Annotated in this window: 18 protein-coding genes; 9 read left to right on the top strand and 9 right to left on the bottom strand. The window is 70.6% G+C overall.

Features of this window, described 5'->3' with window-relative positions; all coding sequences use genetic code 11:
* Positions 1-51: 51 nt before the first annotated feature.
* Positions 52-2,655, bottom strand: coding sequence for an ABC transporter ATP-binding protein/permease (locus tag ACZ4D5_RS07935; RefSeq protein WP_467771435.1), 2,604 nt, complete (start codon positions 2,653-2,655; stop codon positions 52-54).
* 312 nt (positions 2,656-2,967) lie between these two features.
* Between ACZ4D5_RS07935 and ACZ4D5_RS07930 the strand changes: the two genes are divergently transcribed.
* Together ACZ4D5_RS07930 and serB are read left to right on the top strand one after the other, a co-directional pair.
* A complete protein-coding gene (locus ACZ4D5_RS07930) occupies positions 2,968-4,668 on the top strand; it encodes a streptophobe family protein (RefSeq protein ID WP_467771434.1) in 1,701 nt (566 codons plus the stop codon).
* Between the two features lie 231 nt (positions 4,669-4,899).
* Positions 4,900-6,114, top strand: coding sequence for a phosphoserine phosphatase SerB (gene serB, locus ACZ4D5_RS07925; protein WP_467771433.1), 1,215 nt, complete (start codon positions 4,900-4,902; stop codon positions 6,112-6,114).
* Positions 6,115-6,193: 79 nt separating this feature from the next.
* Here the strand turns inward: serB and ACZ4D5_RS07920 are convergent, their stop codons facing one another.
* The 4 genes from ACZ4D5_RS07920 to ACZ4D5_RS07905 form a co-directional block, all read right to left on the bottom strand.
* Positions 6,194-6,712, bottom strand: coding sequence for a SixA phosphatase family protein (locus tag ACZ4D5_RS07920; RefSeq protein WP_467771432.1), 519 nt, complete (start codon positions 6,710-6,712; stop codon positions 6,194-6,196).
* A gap of 88 nt (positions 6,713-6,800) precedes the next feature.
* Positions 6,801-7,016 (bottom strand): hypothetical protein, encoded by a 216-nt coding sequence (locus ACZ4D5_RS07915; RefSeq protein WP_467771431.1) that lies wholly within the window; start codon positions 7,014-7,016, stop codon positions 6,801-6,803.
* A 201-nt stretch (positions 7,017-7,217) separates the two neighbouring features.
* Positions 7,218-7,334, bottom strand: a complete 117-nt coding sequence (locus ACZ4D5_RS07910) for an SGM_5486 family transporter-associated protein (RefSeq protein ID WP_107102012.1) — start codon at positions 7,332-7,334, stop codon at positions 7,218-7,220.
* A gap of 43 nt (positions 7,335-7,377) precedes the next feature.
* Complete coding sequence (locus ACZ4D5_RS07905; protein ID WP_467771430.1) at positions 7,378-8,682, bottom strand: CynX/NimT family MFS transporter; 1,305 nt, start codon at positions 8,680-8,682, stop codon at positions 7,378-7,380.
* 93 nt (positions 8,683-8,775) lie between these two features.
* On the opposite strand from ACZ4D5_RS07905, the gene ACZ4D5_RS07900 reads away from it, so the two are divergent.
* The gene (locus ACZ4D5_RS07900) at positions 8,776-9,471 is read left to right on the top strand and encodes a FadR/GntR family transcriptional regulator (RefSeq protein WP_467771429.1); all 696 of its coding nucleotides are present in this window, start codon (positions 8,776-8,778) and stop codon (positions 9,469-9,471) included.
* Positions 9,472-9,489: 18 nt separating this feature from the next.
* On the opposite strand, the gene ACZ4D5_RS07895 is transcribed toward ACZ4D5_RS07900, so the two are convergent.
* The 3 genes from ACZ4D5_RS07895 to fabG all read right to left on the bottom strand — a co-directional run bounded on the left by ACZ4D5_RS07895 (position 9,490) and on the right by fabG (position 11,427).
* Positions 9,490-9,765 (bottom strand): hypothetical protein, encoded by a 276-nt coding sequence (locus ACZ4D5_RS07895; RefSeq protein WP_467771512.1) that lies wholly within the window; start codon positions 9,763-9,765, stop codon positions 9,490-9,492.
* 175 nt (positions 9,766-9,940) lie between these two features.
* Complete coding sequence (fabI, locus tag ACZ4D5_RS07890; protein WP_467771428.1) at positions 9,941-10,702, bottom strand: enoyl-ACP reductase FabI; 762 nt, start codon at positions 10,700-10,702, stop codon at positions 9,941-9,943.
* Positions 10,703-10,707: 5 nt separating this feature from the next.
* Positions 10,708-11,427 (bottom strand): 3-oxoacyl-[acyl-carrier-protein] reductase, encoded by a 720-nt coding sequence (gene fabG, locus ACZ4D5_RS07885; RefSeq protein ID WP_467771427.1) that lies wholly within the window; start codon positions 11,425-11,427, stop codon positions 10,708-10,710.
* Positions 11,428-11,626: 199 nt separating this feature from the next.
* Here fabG and ACZ4D5_RS07880 point away from each other — a divergent pair, with 199 nt between their 5' ends.
* From ACZ4D5_RS07880 to tyrS, 3 genes are read left to right on the top strand one after another with little or no spacing between them, the layout of a single operon-like run.
* A complete protein-coding gene (locus ACZ4D5_RS07880; protein WP_467771426.1) occupies positions 11,627-13,150 on the top strand; it encodes a TldD/PmbA family protein in 1,524 nt (507 codons plus the stop codon).
* The gene (locus ACZ4D5_RS07875) at positions 13,147-14,541 is read left to right on the top strand and encodes a metallopeptidase TldD-related protein (RefSeq protein ID WP_467771425.1); all 1,395 of its coding nucleotides are present in this window, start codon (positions 13,147-13,149) and stop codon (positions 14,539-14,541) included. Before ACZ4D5_RS07880 ends, ACZ4D5_RS07875 begins: the two co-directional genes overlap by 4 nt.
* A gap of 55 nt (positions 14,542-14,596) precedes the next feature.
* The gene (gene tyrS, locus ACZ4D5_RS07870; protein ID WP_467771424.1) at positions 14,597-15,865 is read left to right on the top strand and encodes a tyrosine--tRNA ligase; all 1,269 of its coding nucleotides are present in this window, start codon (positions 14,597-14,599) and stop codon (positions 15,863-15,865) included.
* Positions 15,866-15,937: 72 nt separating this feature from the next.
* On the opposite strand, the gene ACZ4D5_RS07865 is transcribed toward tyrS, so the two are convergent.
* Positions 15,938-16,213, bottom strand: a complete 276-nt coding sequence (locus ACZ4D5_RS07865; protein ID WP_362335768.1) for a GlsB/YeaQ/YmgE family stress response membrane protein — start codon at positions 16,211-16,213, stop codon at positions 15,938-15,940.
* A 224-nt stretch (positions 16,214-16,437) separates the two neighbouring features.
* On the opposite strand from ACZ4D5_RS07865, the gene ACZ4D5_RS07860 reads away from it, so the two are divergent.
* From ACZ4D5_RS07860 to ACZ4D5_RS07850, 3 genes are all read left to right on the top strand, one after another.
* The gene (locus ACZ4D5_RS07860) at positions 16,438-16,815 is read left to right on the top strand and encodes a DUF3099 domain-containing protein (RefSeq protein ID WP_467771423.1); all 378 of its coding nucleotides are present in this window, start codon (positions 16,438-16,440) and stop codon (positions 16,813-16,815) included.
* Between the two features lie 219 nt (positions 16,816-17,034).
* On the top strand, positions 17,035-17,265 hold the full coding sequence (locus tag ACZ4D5_RS07855) for a hypothetical protein (RefSeq protein WP_467771422.1): 231 nt from the start codon (positions 17,035-17,037) through the stop codon (positions 17,263-17,265).
* A 180-nt stretch (positions 17,266-17,445) separates the two neighbouring features.
* On the top strand, positions 17,446-17,568 hold the full coding sequence (locus ACZ4D5_RS07850) for a hypothetical protein (protein WP_467771421.1): 123 nt from the start codon (positions 17,446-17,448) through the stop codon (positions 17,566-17,568).
* Positions 17,569-17,670: the final 102 nt, after the last annotated feature.

The raw sequence follows: 17,670 nt of genomic DNA, 5'->3' as shown, positions 1-17,670 counted from the left end.
AAGGGCGGCACCCCCACTGGGGGTGCCGCCCTTCTCGTATGCCTCAGGCGCTCACTTGCGCATGACCTCGGGCTCGTGCCGGCGCAGCAGGCGCGCGACGGCGATGCCGCAGATGACGCCGAGCGCGAGCAGAACCGTGATGTTGATGCCCCACTGGCTCGCCGAGTGCTCCCACAGCGGGTCCAGGTCGGTGGGGTTCTTCGGGTCCCACGGCGGCATCAGGTGCGCGAGGTCCAGCGTGGAGCCCGCGCCGGCGATGGCCCAGCGGGAGGGCATCAGCCAGGCGAACTGCTCCAGGCCCGGCGAGCCGTAGACCTGGAAGAGGACGCCGGTGAAGACGACCTGGACGATCGCGAACATCACCAGGAGCGGCATGGTCTTCTCGGCGGTCTTCACCAGCGAGGAGATGACCAGGCCGAACATCATCGACGTGAAGCCGAGCGCGATGATCGTCAGGCAGATCTCCGCGGCCGGCGGCATGATCAGGCCCTCCTCCGGCAGCTCGCGCGGGGCGAAGCCGATGGCGCAGATGATGACGCCCTGGATGGCCGTGATGATGCCGAGGACGATGACCTTGGACATCAGGTACGCCGAGCGGGAGAGGCCGGTCGCCCGTTCCCGTTCGTAGATGACCCGTTCCTTGATCAGCTCACGTACGGAGTTGGCCGCGCCCGAGAAGCACATGCCGACCGCGAGGATCAGCATGATCGTGCCCGCGTCGCCGTTGAACTTGGCCGGCGGTTTCGGCGGGGCCAGGCCGAAGTCGGCCGGGATCACGACGCTGACGATGCCGAGGACCGCGGGCAGGATCACCATCAGACCCATGAAGCCCTTGTCGGAGGCGATCACCGACACGTAACGGCGGATCAGGGTCCACAGCTGTGGGCCCCAGCCCTGCGGTTTCGGCGGCCTGACCGCCTGCGGCGGCGGCATCTGTACGGACTGCGCGGCGACGGCGTCGATGTCCGCGGCGTACATCTGGTAGTGCTGCGAGCCCTTCCAGCGGCCCGCCCAGTCGTAGTCGCGGTAGTTCTCGAACGCCGAGAAGACGTCGGCCCAGGTGCTGTAGCCGAAGAAGTTGAGGGCTTCCTCCGGCGGGCCGAAGTACGCCACCGAACCGCCCGGCGCCATCACCAGGAGCTTGTCGCAGATCGCCAGCTCGGCGACCGAGTGTGTGACGACGAGGACCGTGCGGCCGTCGTCGGCGAGGCCGCGCAGCAGCTGCATCACGTCGCGGTCCATGCCCGGGTCGAGGCCGGAGGTCGGCTCGTCCAGGAAGATCAGCGAGGGCTTGGTCAGGAGCTCGAGGGCCACCGAGACGCGCTTGCGCTGGCCACCGGAGAGGGAGGTGACCTTCTTCTCCTTGTGGATGTCCAGCTTGAGCTCGCGCAGGACCTCGTCGATACGGGACTCGCGCTCGGCCTCCGTGGTGTCCGCGGGGAAGCGGAGCTTGGCCGCGTACTTGAGGGCCTTCTTGACGGTCAGCTCCTTGTGCAGGATGTCGTCCTGCGGGACCAGACCGATGCGCTGGCGCAGCTCGGCGAACTGCTTGTACAGGTTCCGGTTGTCGTAGAGGACGTCGCCCTGGTTGGCGGGCCGGTAGCCGGTGAGCGCCTTGAGCAGGGTGGACTTGCCGGAGCCCGAGGGGCCGATGACCGCGATGAGCGACTTCTCCGGGACGCCGAAGGAGACGTCCTTGAGGATCTGCTTGCCGCCGTCGACCGTGACCGTGAGGTGGCGGGCCGAGAAGGAGACGTCACCGGTGTCGACGAACTCCTCGAGCTGCCCGCCGACCAGGCGGAAGGTCGAGTGACCGACGCCGACGATGTCGTTCGGGCCGATCAGGACCGTCGAGGACTTCGCGATCGGCTGGCCGTTGACGTACGTGCCGTTGTGCGACCCGAGGTCGTGGATCTCGAAGCGCCCGTCGGGCGTCGCCGTGAACTCCGCGTGGTGGCGCGAGACCTGCAGGTCGGAGACGACCAGCTCGTTCTCCAGGGCGCGGCCGATGCGCATCTTGCGGCCGAGCGCCAGCTGGTGGAACGTCGTCGGGCTGCGGTCGCCGTAGACCGGCGGGGCCCCCGCGACGCCGCCGGAACCCGGAGTCTTCTGCGCGTACTGCTCGGACGGGCCGCCCTGCTGCGGGGGCACGTGCGGCTGGTGCTGCTGCTGCGGCTGGTGCTGCTGCCAGCCCTGCTGCTGCGCCTGGTACGGGGCCTGCTGCTGGGGTGCCTGCTGGTGCGGGGCCTGTGCGGCCCAGCCCGGCGCCTCCTGCTGGGGCTGCTGGGGCGCGTGCTGCGGCGCGGCCTGCTGCTGGGCGTGCTGCTGCGGTGCGGAGACCGCCGCGGCGGCCGCCCCCGCGGCGCTGCCGGACACGTTCAGCAGCGGACCGTCGGTCGCGTTGCCGAGGTGCACGGCCGAACCGGGGCCGATTTCCATCTGATGGATCCGCTGGCCCTGCACGAAGGTGCCATTGGTGCTGCCGTGGTCCTCAATGACCCAACTGCGCCCGCTCCAGCTGATCGTCGCGTGCCGCCAGGACACCCTGGCGTCGTCGAGCGAGATATCCCCCTGCGGATCACGTCCGAGGGTGTACGGCCTGGACGCGTCAAGCGTCCAGGTCCTGCCATTCAATTCCAGTACGAGTTCCGGCACTCCATGCCCCACTGAGTTGTCCCCCGAGCTAGCCCCCATCGATGGGGAGTCTAGGGATGTCGAACATCGGGAGGAACTATTTCAGGCGGAGGGCTCTGACCGAAAGTCGGGCCTTGTGAAGACTGCGTACGGGGGTGAAGGGTTGCCCCGTTGACGCGGAAGAAACCGCCCCGGAGAGTAGTAAGCACCCATCAGTGCATACGGATCATGCTCATTGGCGGCATTCACCTCATCGATCTCATTGATCACAATGCGCTTGTTCCGCGCACTGGGTGCTTTTTGGGGCAAAGCGCTGCGGCTCGGGGGGTCCTCATGGAGGCCGGCGAATTCAACGGCGAACGTCGCGGCGTGCGATGGGGAGACGTGCTGCTCTCCGCGATCGCCGCGGTGAGCTGGGCGCTGATCGGCATGGCGGGGACGGCCGCGCTCGGACTGCACCTGCTGGACGCGGACGCGGTGGGCTCGCTCGGACCGATGACGGCGGCGACCGTCGCGCTCGGCGTGGGAGGGTCGGTCACACCGTCCGGCGACGTCTCCGCGTTCGGCCTGGAGGGAGCCGAGGCGACCACCGCGATCGACATCGCGCCACTCGGTGTCGCCCTCGTGGGCGCGTTGCTGCTCGCCCACTTCTTCCTCCGCTCCTTGCGCGGGGCGGGGGCTGTCGTCAGGCCCGCCGAACTCGTCGCGCGCGCGGGCGCGACGATCGCCCTCTTCCTCGCGATGCTCGCGGGGCTCGCCTGGGTGGGGCACGACGTCATCACGATCGACGGCGAGCAACTCGGCATCGACAAGGGCATCGAGGAAGGGCTCGACCAGCTGCCGGGCGGCATCGGCGACAAGCTGCCCGGCGGGATCGGGGACATCGGCGGGCTCCTGCCCGACCGGCTCGGGGACCTGGTGAAGGCGAAGGCCTCGGTGGGCTTCACCGTGGACACCGCGCCGACGCTGCTCGGCGGGACGGTCTGGGTGGCCGGCGTCCTGCTCGTCGCGCTGCTCGCGTCGCGGCGCACGCCTCTGCCGCGCGCGCTCGACGCCTTGCACCGGGTCGTGCGGCCCGCGGCTTCCGCGCTGGTCTCGGTCGTCCTGATGGCGGTCGTCGCGGGGCTCGCCGCGGCGGCGTACGCGATGGTCGGCGACGAGCACCCCCGGCGGATCGCGGGTGCCGCGCTGCTCGGGGCGCCGAACGGTGTGTGGCTCGGCATACCCGTCGGCCTCCTCGTACCGTTCGACGGCAAGGCCACGGGGGTGCTCACGCGGTTCCTGCCGGACCCGGTGGACGACCTGCTCTCGGGGTCGTCAGACAAGGCGCTCACGCTCGGGCGGCTCGCCGAACTCGACGGCAGGGTCTGGCTGCTGGGTGTCGCGGCTGTGGTGATGCTGCTGTTCGCCGGGGTGCTGACGGCCGTGCGGACTCCGTTCGTACGCGGTGCGGTGTCCGTCCTCGGGTTCGCGGGGCGGTGCGGGGTGCGGCTCGGGGGCGTGACAGCGCTGGGGCTTCCGCTGCTGGTGTGGCTGACCGGGGTGTCCGCCGACGCGTCGCTCTCCGTGTTCGGCTTCGACGCGTTCGGGGCGGGCGTCGAGCTGCACGGGCGGGTGGGGACGGCGGTGCTGCTGGGGGCGGTGTGGGGATTCGGGGCGGGGATCGTGGGGGCGGTGCTGGCTGTGGTGTCGGGGGCGGCGGGGGGTTCGGCTTCGCCCTTTGCGCGGGGGGCCGGTGAGGCGGGAGTCACGGCTGAGGCTGCGGTCCCCTCCGGGGTGGGACCGTACGAGCCGGGCGTGCCGTACCGTCCGCCGAATCCCGACACGAATCCGTATCTGCGGCCGCCCAGGGAGCCGAGGGATGCGGAGCGCAAGGCGCCGCGTGACGTGTCCGGTGCGCCGACCGTGGCGGGGCCGGTGATGCCGCCGCCCCCGCCACGCCCCCGGCCCCGGTCCCGCTCGGGGGACTGGCCTCCCCCGCCGCCGCCTCCGCCTCCTCCGCCGGAAAAGGGGCCTCCCCGCAGGCCTCGCTGAAGTGACGCCTCCTTGAAGTGACGCCTCTTTGAAGAGGCGCCGCATTGAAGTGGCGCCTCCTTGAGCGGTGCCCCGGCAGAGCGGGCGACGCCCAGGGCCCCACCCTGCCCTGACACGTGGGGTGAACGAGCGGGCGGTGGGAGAAGACCACCGCGAAGCGGCGGCGGAGGTGTCCGCCACGCGGACCGGGAACGCACCCACCCGAGGGCGCCGGATACCGTAAGCGGCACCATGAGTGCTTCTCAGCCCCCGCAGCCCGCCGACATCCCGACGCTCCTCGTCAAGATCTTCGGCAAGGACCGCCCCGGCATCACCGCCGGCCTCTTCGACACCCTCGCCGCCTACTCCGTCGACGTCGTCGACATCGAGCAGGTCGTCACCCGCGGCCGGATCGTGCTGTGCGCGCTCGTGACCGAGCCGCCCGCCGGCCTGGAGGGCGACCTGCGTTCCACCGTCCACAGCTGGGCGGACTCCATGAAGATGCAGGCCGAGATCATCTCCGGCATCGGCGACAACCGGCCCCGCGGCCTCGGGCGTTCGCTCGTGACCGTGCTCGGCCACCCCCTGACCTCGGAGTCGACGGCCGCGATCGCCGCCCGCATCACCGCGACCGGCGGCAACATCGACCGCATCTTCCGGCTCGCCAAGTACCCGGTCACCGCCGTCGAGTTCGCGGTGTCCGGCACGGAGACCGAGCCGCTGCGCACCGCGCTCGCGACGGAGGCCGCGAAGCTCGGCGTGGACGTCGCGGTCGTCGCCGCGGGCCTGCACCGCCGCGCCCAGCGCCTGGTCGTGATGGACGTCGACTCGACGCTCATCCAGGACGAGGTCATCGAACTCTTCGCCGCGCACGCCGGATGCGAGGACCAGGTGGCCGAGGTGACGGCGGCCGCGATGCGCGGCGAGCTGGACTTCGAGCAGTCGCTGCACGCGCGCGTGGAGCTCCTCGCGGGTCTGGACGCCTCGGTCGTCGACAAGGTCCGGTCCGAGGTCAGGCTCACGCCGGGCGCCCGCACCCTGATCCGGACCCTCAAGCGCCTCGGCTACCAAGTGGGCGTCGTCTCGGGCGGGTTCACTCAGGTCACCGACGATCTGAAGGAACGTCTCGGCCTCGACTTCGCCCAGGCCAACACCCTGGAGATCGCCGACGGCAGGCTCACCGGCAAGGTGACCGGCGAGATCGTCGACCGCGCGGGCAAGGCGCGTCTGCTGCGCCGCTTCGCCGCGGAGGCCGGGGTCCCGCTGGAGCAGACCGTCGCGATCGGCGACGGCGCGAACGACCTCGACATGCTGAACGCGGCAGGCCTCGGCGTCGCCTTCAACGCCAAGCCCGTGGTCCGCGAGGCCGCGCACACCGCGGTCAACGTCCCCTTCCTGGACACCGTCCTCTATCTCCTCGGCATCACCCGCGAAGAGGTCGAGGCGGCGGACACCCACACCGACTGACGGCATCGCACACCACGCGTACGTCGATGGGGCCCGGCACCGCTTCGGTGCCGGGCCCCATCACGATGGTGGGTCAGGGCTACTCGGACGGCGCCCAGTAGTCGACGAGCGTGGCCACGCCGGGCTCAAGGGCCTTCCACGAACCGGAGTACGTCAGGACGGCGAAGGTCGCGGTCGGGAAGCCGCGGCGGTTCAGCCGCACCCGCGCGTCGCCCTCGGCCTCGCCCGCGAGGACGTCGGTCAGGCCCTGGACCCCCGGGTTGTGGCCGATCAGGACGAGGTTGCGCACGTCGTCCGGGGTTTCGTTGAGCACGGCGATCAGCTCGCCGGGAGAGGCTTCGTACAACCGCTCTTCGTAGACGGTCTTCGGCCGCTGTGGCAGCTCCTGGACGGCGAGCTTCCAGGTCTCGCGGGTCCGGGTCGCGGTCGAGCACAGGGCCAGGTCGAAGGGGATACCGCTGTCGGCCAGCTTGCGCCCGGCGACGGGGGCGTCCCTGCGGCCTCGCTCCGCGAGCGGCCGCTCGTGGTCGGACACCTGCGGCCAGTCGGCCTTCGCATGCCGGAAGAGGACAATCCTGCGGGGTTCTGCGACGCTCATGCATCCCAGCTTCGCATGAAACGCGCCACAGGGCGCTGGGAGTTGGCGTGGTCCCCCGGCACGAGTGACGGCACCGGCGAAGAGGGGCTCACGGAGCCGTACGCAGGACGATCGCCTGTATGCGCTCCAGGAGGCTGGTGATGGCGGGCTCGCTGGTCGCGGCGTGCGCGTCCACGGGGTTCAGGATCAGCAGGAGCAGGGCCGCGAAGGCGACGGCGGGCAGGGCGATGGCCCACCACGGGAGCTGGATCTCGACGCCGCCCGACTCCGCCGGGTCTCGCCGGGTGTGCGATCGGGCCGACATGCCGCCTCCGTGGTCCTCGAGCGATCCGTGCCGCGTCCTCGCGGGCACAACTCGACGTTAGGTGATCGGCGCCCCTCAACCCATCCGGAGATCCACCCACTTGACCCTGACACTGACCCCCTAGGGGATAGGGGGGCTAGCACCACCAACGCCCCGCCGACGCATCGCCGGGGACCGGTTCACGACCGGTTCACGACGGGTTCACGGCGAGGCGACGGAGGCGACGATGCCGATGATCACGGTGATGGCCAGCATCGCGCCGAGCACGATGAGCAGCTTCTTCTGGCCGTTCTGGGGGTTCGGGTCGAGGACGGGCATACGGCCAGTCTCGCACCCTTTGCCCGTCCCCCCTCCGCCGGGGTCAGGCCGCCTCGGCCCCGGCCGCCACCTCGTCCTCGATCGTGCGGTTGCGGCCCGCCAGGGTGCCGACGACGATCTGCGGCACCATCAGGCCCGCCATGAGCGCGATCGGCAGCCCCCAGCCGCCGCTGTGCTGGTAGAGCACGCCCACCAGGAGCGGTCCCGGGATCGAGATCAGATAGCCGGTGCTCTGCGCGAAGGCGGACAGCTTGGCCACGCCCACGCTGCTCTTGGCGCGCATCCCGACCATCGTGAGGGCGAGCGGGAAGGCGCAGTTGGAGATGCCGAGCAGCAGTGCCCAGGCCCACGCTCCGGCGGCCGGGGCGAGGTAGAGACCCGCGTACCCCATGAGGCCGCACGTGCCGAGGACGATCACGACGGGACCCTGGTTGGTCAGGCGCGTGGCGACCCTCGGGATGACGAACGCGAGCGGCACGCCCATGGCCATCGTGACGGCGAGCAGCACGCCGGCCTCGCTCGCGGGCACGCCCGCGTCGCGGAAGATCTGCGGCATCCAGCCCATCGTGATGTACGCGGCCGTGGCCTGGAGCCCGAAGAAGACGGCGAGCGCCCACGCGGTGCGGCTGCGGGTGATGCGCAGCCCGTCGTCCTCCTGCCGCACGGCGGCGCTGACGTGCTCGGGCGCCGCGGCGCCGGAGGCCCCCCGGTCGCGGACGAGCGGGATCCACGGCACGACGGCGACGACGGCGAGCGCGGCCCACACGGCGAGCCCGGTCTGCCAGCGCCCGCCGAGCGCGTCGGTCATCGGGACGGTGAGGGCGGCGGCGAGGGAGGTGCCGAGCGCGAGCGCCATCGAGTACAGACCGGTCATCGAGCCGACCCGGTCGGGGAACCAGCGCTTGACGATCACCGGCATCAGGACGTTGCTGACCGCGATGCCCATGAGGGCGAGCGCGGTGGCGGCGAGGAAGCCGGCCGTGCCGCCGAGGAAGGGGCGGATCACCAGGCCCGCGGCGATCGCGGCCATGCCCACGCAGACCACCGCGCCGGGGCCGAAGCGGCGGGCGAAGCGCGGAGCCATCACGCCGAAGACGGCGAAGCAGAGCGGCGGCACGGAGGTGAGCAGTCCCGCGAGGGTGCCGCTCATGCCGAGGCCGTCGCGCACCTCTTCGAGGAGGGCGCCGAGGCTGGTGATGGCCGGACGGAGGTTGAGGGCCGCGAGGACGATGCCGACGGTGACGAGCCGCGTCGCCCACACGCGCGTGGGGGCCTGTTTCTCCGCGGCCCCGCTACGGACGTGGGGTGTCTCTGTCGGTGTCATCGTCCTGGTTTCCTCACTAGCCATGGAGCCATCATAGAATCATGGGATGATTGGCTGTCCAATCCATTTGCGTCACACGACTCGTCACACGACCCCGGCCACGCACGAAGGAACGTCATGCCGCTGACCACTCCTCGCCGTTCGGCACTCTCCGAACAGGTCATCTCCGAGCTGCGCAACCAGATCTCTTCGGGCGAGTGGCCGGTCGGCTCCCGCATCCCCACCGAGCCCGAGCTGGTCGAACAGCTGGGTGTGGCCAGGAACACGGTCAGGGAGGCCGTGCGCGCCCTCGCGCACAACGGCCTGCTCGACATCCGGCAGGGCTCGGGCACCTACGTGGTGGCGACCAGCGAGCTGGCGGGCGTGATGCAGCGCAGGTTCGCCGACGCGGAGCCCCGGCACATCGCGGAGCTGCGCAGCACCCTGGAGTCGAGCGCGGCGAAGCTCGCCGCGGAGCGCCGCACCGAACGGGACCTCAAGCAGCTCGACGCCCTGATGGTGCGCCGCGAGGAGGCCTGGGCCTCCGGGGACGCGGAGGCCTTCGTGAGCGCCGACGCGACGTTCCACATGGCCGTCGTCGCCGCGTCCCACAACGACGTCATGACGGCGCTGTACGCGGATCTCGGCGAGGTCCTGCGCGACTGGCTGCGCGAGGACATCGGCAAGGACCTCACCCCCGAGTCGCACATGGACCACTCCCGGCTCGTCGACGCGATCCGCGCGGGGGACGCGGAGGCGGCCGGGGCCGAGGCGGCGGGCTACCCCTTCATGTGCCGCCCGGAGCGGTTCACCGAGTCCCGCGGCCGGGGCTGACTCCCCCTCCCCGACGCCTCACTTCTCGTGGCTGACCCAGACCGAGCGGACCTCTTTCCAGCACCGCCCGGTGAGCCGCACGGTCTGGGCGGGCCCCGCCTCGACGGGAGCGCCGTCGACGTCGATGTCCCACCACCGGTCGCACTCCACGTGGAGGCGGACCCGGTCGGTCTCGGGGTAGGGGTTGTGGCAGCGCGCGAGCGCCCGTGAGCCGGTGACCTCGGTGCGGCACTCCGAGCCGAACGGCCGGGGTTCTTCCGCCTTCACGCGCGCGTGCGGGGTTTCCTGCGGCACGCCGCTCGGCGCGACGACCACAAGAGCGAGAGCGACGAGCACCGCACCGGTAAGACGCACACTTCAGGGTGCGCGGCACTCCCCCTCCACCGCCCGGCAAGGGGGCCGAACGGGCGAGGCCCCGCCTCCCGCGCGCTGCGGGGGACGGGGCCTCGGGAACGTACGAAATGCCTGGTCAGGCACCCATCATGTGGACGCCGCCGTCGACGTGGATGATCTCGCCGGTGGTCTTCGGGAAGAAGTCCGAGAGCAGCGCGACGATGCCGCGGCCCGCGGGCTCCGGGTCCGCCATGTCCCACTCCAGCGGGGAGCGGGAGTTCCAGACGTCGGCGAGCTCGCCGAAGCCCGGGATGGACTTGGCCGCCATGGAGCCGATCGGGCCCGCGGAGATGAGGTTGCAGCGGATGTCCTCCTTGCCCAGGTCACGGGCGAGGTAACGGCTGGTGGCCTCGAGGGCGGCCTTGGCCGGGCCCATCCAGTCGTACTTGGGCCAGGCGTACTGCGCGTCGAAGGTGAGGCCGACGACCGAGGCGCCGCCCTCGAACAGCGGGCGGCAGGCCATGGTGAGCGACTTCAGGGAGTACGCGGAGACGTGCATCGCCGTCGAGACGTCCTCGAAGGTCGCCTCCAGGAAGTTGAAGGCGCCCTGCGGCGCGAAGCCGATGGAGTGCACGATGCCGTCGAGGCCGCCGAGCTCCTCCTTCACGACGCCCGCGAGGCCGTCCAGGTGCTCCTGGTTGGTCACGTCGAGCTCGATGACCTTGGCGGGCTTGGGGAGCTTCTTGGCGATGCGCTCGGTGAGCGTGGGCCGCGGGAACGCGGTCAGGATGACCTCGGCGCCCTGCTCCTGGGCGACCTTGGCCGCGTGGAAGGCGATGGAGGCCTCCGTCAGCACACCGGTGACGAGGATGCGCTTGCCGTCGAGAATTCCGCTCATGGTGATCAGTGACCCATGCCCAATCCGCCGTCAACGGGGATGACGGCTCCAGTGATGTAAGAGGCGTCGTCGGACGCGAGGAACTTCACCGCTGCGGCGATCTCCTCGGGCTGCGCGTAACGGCCGAGCGGCACCTGGGAGACGATGCTCCCGCGCTGCTCGTCCGAGAGCGCCTTGGTCATGTCGGTGTCGACAAAACCGGGGGCGACGACGTTGAAGGTGAGATTGCGCGACCCGAGCTCGCGGGCGAGCGAGCGCGCGAAGCCGACCAGACCGGCCTTGGAGGCGGCGTAGTTCGCCTGCCCCGGGGACCCCATGAGCCCCACGACCGAGGAGATCAGCACGACGCGGCCCTTCCTGGCGCGCAGCATGCCGCGGTTGGCGCGCTTGACGACGCGGAAGGTGCCGGTGAGGTTGGTGTCCAGGACGGACGTGAAGTCCTCCTCGGACATCCGCATCAGGAGCTGGTCCTTGGTGATGCCCGCATTGGCGACGAGGACCTCGACGGGACCGTGCTTGTCCTCGATCTCCTTGTAGGCCTGCTCCACCTGCTCGGCGTCGGTGATGTCGCACTTGACGGCGAGGACACCGGCGTCGGCGAGGGCCTGCGGCGGCTCACCCGAGCGGTAGGTGATCGCGACCTTGTCGCCTGCGTCGGCGAAGGCGCGGGCGATGGCGAGGCCGATGCCCCGGTTTCCTCCGGTGACGAGAACCGAGCGGCTCAACGGATCACCCTTTCGATAGCGGTCTGGTACCTCGAAAACCTATCGGTACCTTCCGCGATACGGAGAATCGGCGACCGACAGTGGCGCAGAGGACTCGCTGTCGGGTCCCTACAGAAAGGCCCCTCGGCAAGGTCTGGCACCAGGGCCGTCGATCAGGACATGATCGACCCTGACCGGTGCCGACAGCAGGGAGACATCCGTGCCTCATTCCATCGATGAAGCCTTCACGGCGCTGCCGCTGCGGGCTCTCGCCGACGCCGCGCTCGCCCGCGCGCGTGCGCTCGGCGCCGACCACGCGGACTTCCGCCTGGAGCGGGTGCGCAGCGCGTCCTGGCTGCTGCGCGACGCCAAGCCGGCCGGCGGCTCGGACACCACCGACCTCGGGTACGCGGTCCGTGTGGTGCACGGCGGCACATGGGGCTTCGCCTCGGGTGTGGACATGACGATGGACGCGGCGGCGAAGGTCGCGTCCCGGGCCGTGGCGATGGCGAAGCTGTCGGCGCAGGTCATCAAGGCCGCGGGGTCCGACGAGCGCGTGGAGCTCGCCGACGAGCCGGTGCACGCGGACAAGACGTGGGTCTCCTCGTACGAGATCGACCCCTTCTCCGTGCCGGACGAGGAGAAGGCGGGACTGCTCGCCGACTGGAGCGCGCGGCTGCTCGCGGCGGACGGCGTCGCGCACGTGGACGCCTCGCTGCTCACCGTGCACGAGAACAAGTTCTACGCGGACACGGCGGGGACGGTCACCACCCAGCAGCGGGTCCGGCTGCACCCGCAGCTGACCGCGGTCGCCGTCGACGGATCCAGCGGTGAGTTCGACTCGATGCGCACGATCGCGCCGCCGGTCGGGCGGGGCTGGGAGTACCTCACGGGCACCGGCTGGGACTGGGAGGACGAGCTCGCGCGGATTCCCGGGCTCCTGGCCGAGAAGATGCGGGCGCCCAGCGTCCGGGCGGGCTCGTACGACCTCGTCGTCGACCCGTCGAACCTCTGGCTGACCATCCACGAGTCCATCGGCCACGCCACCGAGCTGGACCGCGCGCTCGGCTACGAAGCGGCGTACGCGGGCACGTCGTTCGCCACCTTCGACCAGCTCGGCAAGCTCGCCTACGGCTCCTCGCTGATGAACGTGACGGGCGACAGGACCGCCGAGCACGGGCTCGCCACCATCGGGTACGACGACGAGGGCGTCGCAGGGCAGTCCTGGGACCTGGTCAAGGACGGCACCCTGGTCGGCTACCAGCTGGACCGGCGCATCGCGAAGCTCACCGGCTTCGAGCGGTCCAACGGCTGTGCGTACGCGGACTCCCCCGGCCATGTGCCGGTGCAGCGCATGGCGAACGTGTCGCTCCAGCCGGACCCGGGCGGGCTCTCCACCGAGGATCTGATCGCGGGCGTCGACCGTGGCATCTACGTGGTCGGCGACCGGTCCTGGTCGATCGACATGCAGCGCTACAACTTCCAGTTCACCGGCCAGCGCTTCTACCGGATCGAGAACGGGCGGCTCGCCGGTCAGCTGCGCGACGTCGCCTACCAGGCGACGACCACCGACTTCTGGGGCTCGATGGCCGCGGTCGGCGGCCCGCAGACGTATGTCCTCGGCGGCGCGTTCAACTGCGGCAAGGCCCAGCCCGGCCAGGTCGCCGCGGTCTCGCACGGCTGCCCGTCCGCCCTGTTCCGGGGCGTGAACATTCTGAACACCACGCAGGAGGCCGGTCGATGAGCCGCAGCGCCACCAAGCCGCACGAGATCGTCGAGCGGGCCCTCGACCTGTCCACCGCCGACGGCTGCGTCGTGATCGCCGACGAGGAGTCGTCGGCGAACCTGCGCTGGGCCGGCAACGCGCTCACCACCAACGGCGTCACCCGCGGCCGCACCCTCACCGTCATCGCGACCGTCGACGGCAAGGAGGGCACCGCGTCCGGAGTGGTCTCGCGCGCGGCCGTCACCGCCGCCGACCTGGAGCCGCTGGTGCGGGCCGCCGAGGAGGCCGCGCGCGGAGCGGGTCCGGCCGAGGACGCGCAGCCGCTGGTCACCGGCACCGCGGCCTCCCCCGACTTCACCGAGGCCCCCGTGGAGACGTCCTCCGCGGTGTTCGCGGACTTCGCCCCGGCGCTCGGCGAGGCGTTCGCCAGGGCCCGTGCGGGCGGACGCGAGCTGTACGGCTTCGCGAACCACGAGTTCGTGACCAGCTACCTCGGCACGTCGACGGGGCTCCGGCTGCGGCACGACCAGCCCAACGGCACCCTCGAACTCAACGCCAAGTCCCCGGACCGCACCAAGTCCGCGTGGGCGGGGCGGGCCACCCGCGACTTCAAGGACGTCGACCCGGCGGCGCTCGACGCCGAGCTCGCCCAGCGTCTCGGGTGGGCGCGGCGCCGCGTCGACCTGCCGGCCGGGCGGTACGAGACGCTGCTGCCGCCGACCGCCGTCGCGGACCTGCTGATCTACCAGCTGTGGTCGTCCTCGGCCCGGGACGCCGCCGAGGGCCGCACGGTGTTCTCCAAGCCGGGCGGCGCGACCCGGCTCGGCGAGAAGCTCGCCGAGCTGCCGCTGACGCTGCGCAGTGATCCGCACGAGCCGGGCCTGGAGTCGGCGCCGTTCGTGCTGGCCCACGCCTCCGGCGGTGACACGTCCGTCTTCGACAACGGCCTGCCGCTGACCGCCACCGAGTGGATCCGCGAGGGTGAGCTCGCTCACCTGGCCACCACCCGGCACAGCGCCGCCCTGACCGGGCTCCCGGTGACGCCCGCCGTCGACAACCTCGTCCTGGACGGCGGCGGCGACCGCTCCCTGGAGGAGATGGTCGCGGCCACCGGGCGGGGGCTGCTGCTCACCTGCCTCTGGTACATCCGCGAGGTCGACCCGGCCACGCTGCTCCTGACGGGCCTGACCCGCGACGGCGTCTACCTCGTGGAGAACGGCGAGGTCGTGGGCGAGGTGAACAACTTCCGGTTCAACGAGTCGCCGGTGGACCTGCTCGGCCGGGCCACGGAGGCCGGGCGCACGGAGAAGACGCTGCCCAGGGAGTGGGGCGACTGGTTCACTAGAGCTGCCATGCCGGCCCTGCGGGTGCCGGACTTCAACATGAGCTCGGTCAGCCAGGGCGTGTGACGCCCATAGACTGGCTGGGACCGATCACCAGGTACGTACGAGGAGACACAGAACCGTGACGGACATCGTCGACGAGCTGAAGTGGCGCGGGCTGTTCGCCCAGTCCACTGACGAGGACGCATTGCGCAAGACGCTCGCGGACGGTCCTGTCACGTTTTATATCGGTTTCGATCCGACCGCGGCCTCCCTGCACGTCGGCCACCTGGTGCAGGTCCTGACCATGCGCCGCCTCCAGCGAGCGGGCCACCGCCCGCTCGCCCTGGTCGGCGGCGCGACGGGCCAGATCGGCGACCCGCGTCCGACCGCCGAGCGCACCCTGAACTCTCCGGAGACGATCGCGAACTGGGTGTCCCGGCTGCGCGGGCAGATCGAGCCGTTCCTGACCTTCGACGGCGAGAACGCCGCGACCATGGTGAACAACCTCGACTGGACCGCCCCGATGTCGGCCATCGAGTTCCTGCGCGAGATCGGCAAGCACTTCCGCGTCAACAAGATGCTGACCAAGGACTCCGTGGCCCGGCGCCTGGAGTCCCAGGAGGGCATCAGTTACACGGAGTTCAGCTACCAGCTCCTGCAGGGCATGGACTTCCTGGAGCTGTACCGGCGTTACGGGTGCACGCTGCAGCTGGGCGGTTCCGACCAGTGGGGCAACCTCACCGCGGGGCTCGACCTGATCCACCGCCTGGAGCCGGAGGCGTCAGCGCACTGCCTGGCGACGCCGCTCATGGTCAAGGCGGACGGCACCAAGTTCGGCAAGACCGAGGGCGGCGCCGTCTGGCTCGACCCGGAGATGACCACGCCGTACGCGTTCTACCAGTTCTGGCTGAACGTGGACGACCGGGACATCTCGACGTACATGCGCATCCTCAGCTTCAAGTCCCGCGAGGAGCTCGAGGAGATCGAGAAGCAGACCGAGGAGCGTCCGCAGGCGCGCGCCGCGCAGCGCGCGCTCGCCGAGGAGCTGACCACGCTGGTGCACGGCGCCGACCAGTGCGCCGCCGTCATCGCCGCGTCCAAGGCGCTCTTCGGCCAGGGCGACCTCACCGATCTCGACGAGGCGACGCTGGCCGCGGCGCTCTCCGAGCTGCCGCACGTCCAGGTCGCCGAGCTCGGCCCGGTCGTGGACCTGCTCGCCGAGGTCGGCCTGGTGGCGAGCAAGTCCGCCGCCCGGCGCACGGTCAAGGAGGGCGGTGCCTACGTGAACAACGTCAAGGTCGCCGCCGAGGACGCCGTGCCGGCCCGTGAGGACCTGCTGCACGGGCGCTGGCTGGTGCTGCGCCGCGGCAAGAAGAACCTGGCCGCGGTCGAGGTCACGGCGGCCTGACCCGCACGAACGCGCGAGGGGCCGGTCCGCGTGGACCGGCCCCTCTTCGCGTTCCCGGGCCGGAAGCGCCGGCTACGCCGACTGTTTGTTGCCCTTGATCGCCTTGTACGCCATGTCGCCGACGCCGACGATGATCAGCGCCGCCACGATCTGCAGGGCGTGCCGGCCCCAGTCGATGCCCTTGGTCTCGTCGATGCCCATCGCCGCGGCGAGCGAGTTGCCCACGACGGCTCCGATGATGCCGAAGACCGTGGTCAGCCAGAGCGGACTGTGCTGTTTCCCGGGCAGGATCGCCTTGGCGATCAGTCCCAGCACGAATCCGACGATGATCGCCCACAACCAGCCCATAGCTGCCTCCTCGTACGGCTCCACATGAGCGTTACGGTCAGTGTCGGCCTGTCCGCCATACGGCGCATGTCGGGCGCCCCCATACGTGGCACGGCGCAGGTGGGGCGCCGAGTCGATGCCCGCCCCGGTCTCGTAGCCTGCGCAGCCGCGGCGTAACGTGGAGCGGGTCGGACCGGGGCAGACACCAGGAGAGTCCGGCACAGCGGACAGGGTGGTGGAACGTGATGCGGAAGCAGAGCAGTGCCCAGGTCTTCCGGATCACGGGGGCCCGGCAGGGTCTCGCCGAGGACGTGCGCGGCAGGCAGCGACGCTATGTGATCTCGATGTCGATCAGGACGGTGTCGGTCGTGGCCGCCGCCGTGTTGTGGAACGTCGAGCGGCACGTCGCGCTCGTCGCGCTGGTGCTCGGAGTTCTCCTGCCGTACATCTCCGTGGTCATCGCCAACGCGGGCAGGGAGAGCAACCCCTCGCTTCCGTCGACGTTCGTACCCGCCCCTTCTCGGCCAATGCTCGCGCCGCCCGCTCCCGCGGGACCGGCGGAATCCGTCCCGGAAGATCCCCTGGGGTCCTCCTACGACCAGCGGCGCGGCGGTTCGCGCTAGCGGAGCCGACCGTCGACGTTCCGCCAAGCTCAAGAAAACCTCAGATCAATCATGTAGTTCCGGTGCCAGTCACCGGGTCCCCCATGACATACTTCGTACGCGCTCCGCATCCCCCGTCGGAGCGACAGACCGACGCCGGGCAGCTCCCCCCGTGGCTGCTCGGCGTCGCCTTGTTTTGCGACCACTCGGGCGCAACCGCGAAGGCACTTGGACGCGACTGTGAGTGATGAAAACCCGATCTGTTCCGCCAAGGGCTGCCGCGTCGACGCGGTCTGGGTCCTCGCCTGGAACAACCCGAAGATCCACACCCCGGAGCGGCGCAAGACGTGGCTCGCGTGCGACGACCACCGCGAGCACCTCTCCCAATTCCTCGGTGTACGCGGCATGTTGAAGGACGTCGTGACGCTGGCCGAATGGAACTCCCGCGACAGCGGCACCTCGGAGCACTGACACCGCTCCGCGATCCGGTCCAACTCCCCGGCGCGCGGGGCCCGTTGGGGAAGCTCAGGAAAAGCTCAGATCAATCATGCAGTTCCGGTGCACTGGTCCGGGTGGCTCGTGACATACTGCCGATCGCGCTCCGCAACCCCCGTCGGAGCGTCCCCGCGGTGAGGTGAAGGGGGTGGATAAATGAATGATCGCCAGCGGCAGTCGCGCAAGCGCTGGACCGGCCCCGAGAAGTGGCAGGTCTGCATCGGACTGCTCGGCTTACTCGTAGCGATCACCGGATGCGTGGGCCAGTTCGTCCAGTAGGGCGCCCACCCATGAGAGACGGTCGTGACCGGCGCCGCACACGCAGCGAGCCCGGTCGAGTCGTAGACGACCGGGCTCGTGATTACTGCGCGAAGGGTCTCG

It is taken from the genome of Streptomyces sp. NPDC025651 (genome assembly GCF_055558735.1).
The sequence above is the reverse complement of the archived record's forward strand: the minus strand, read 5'-3'. Positions and strand labels throughout refer to the sequence as shown.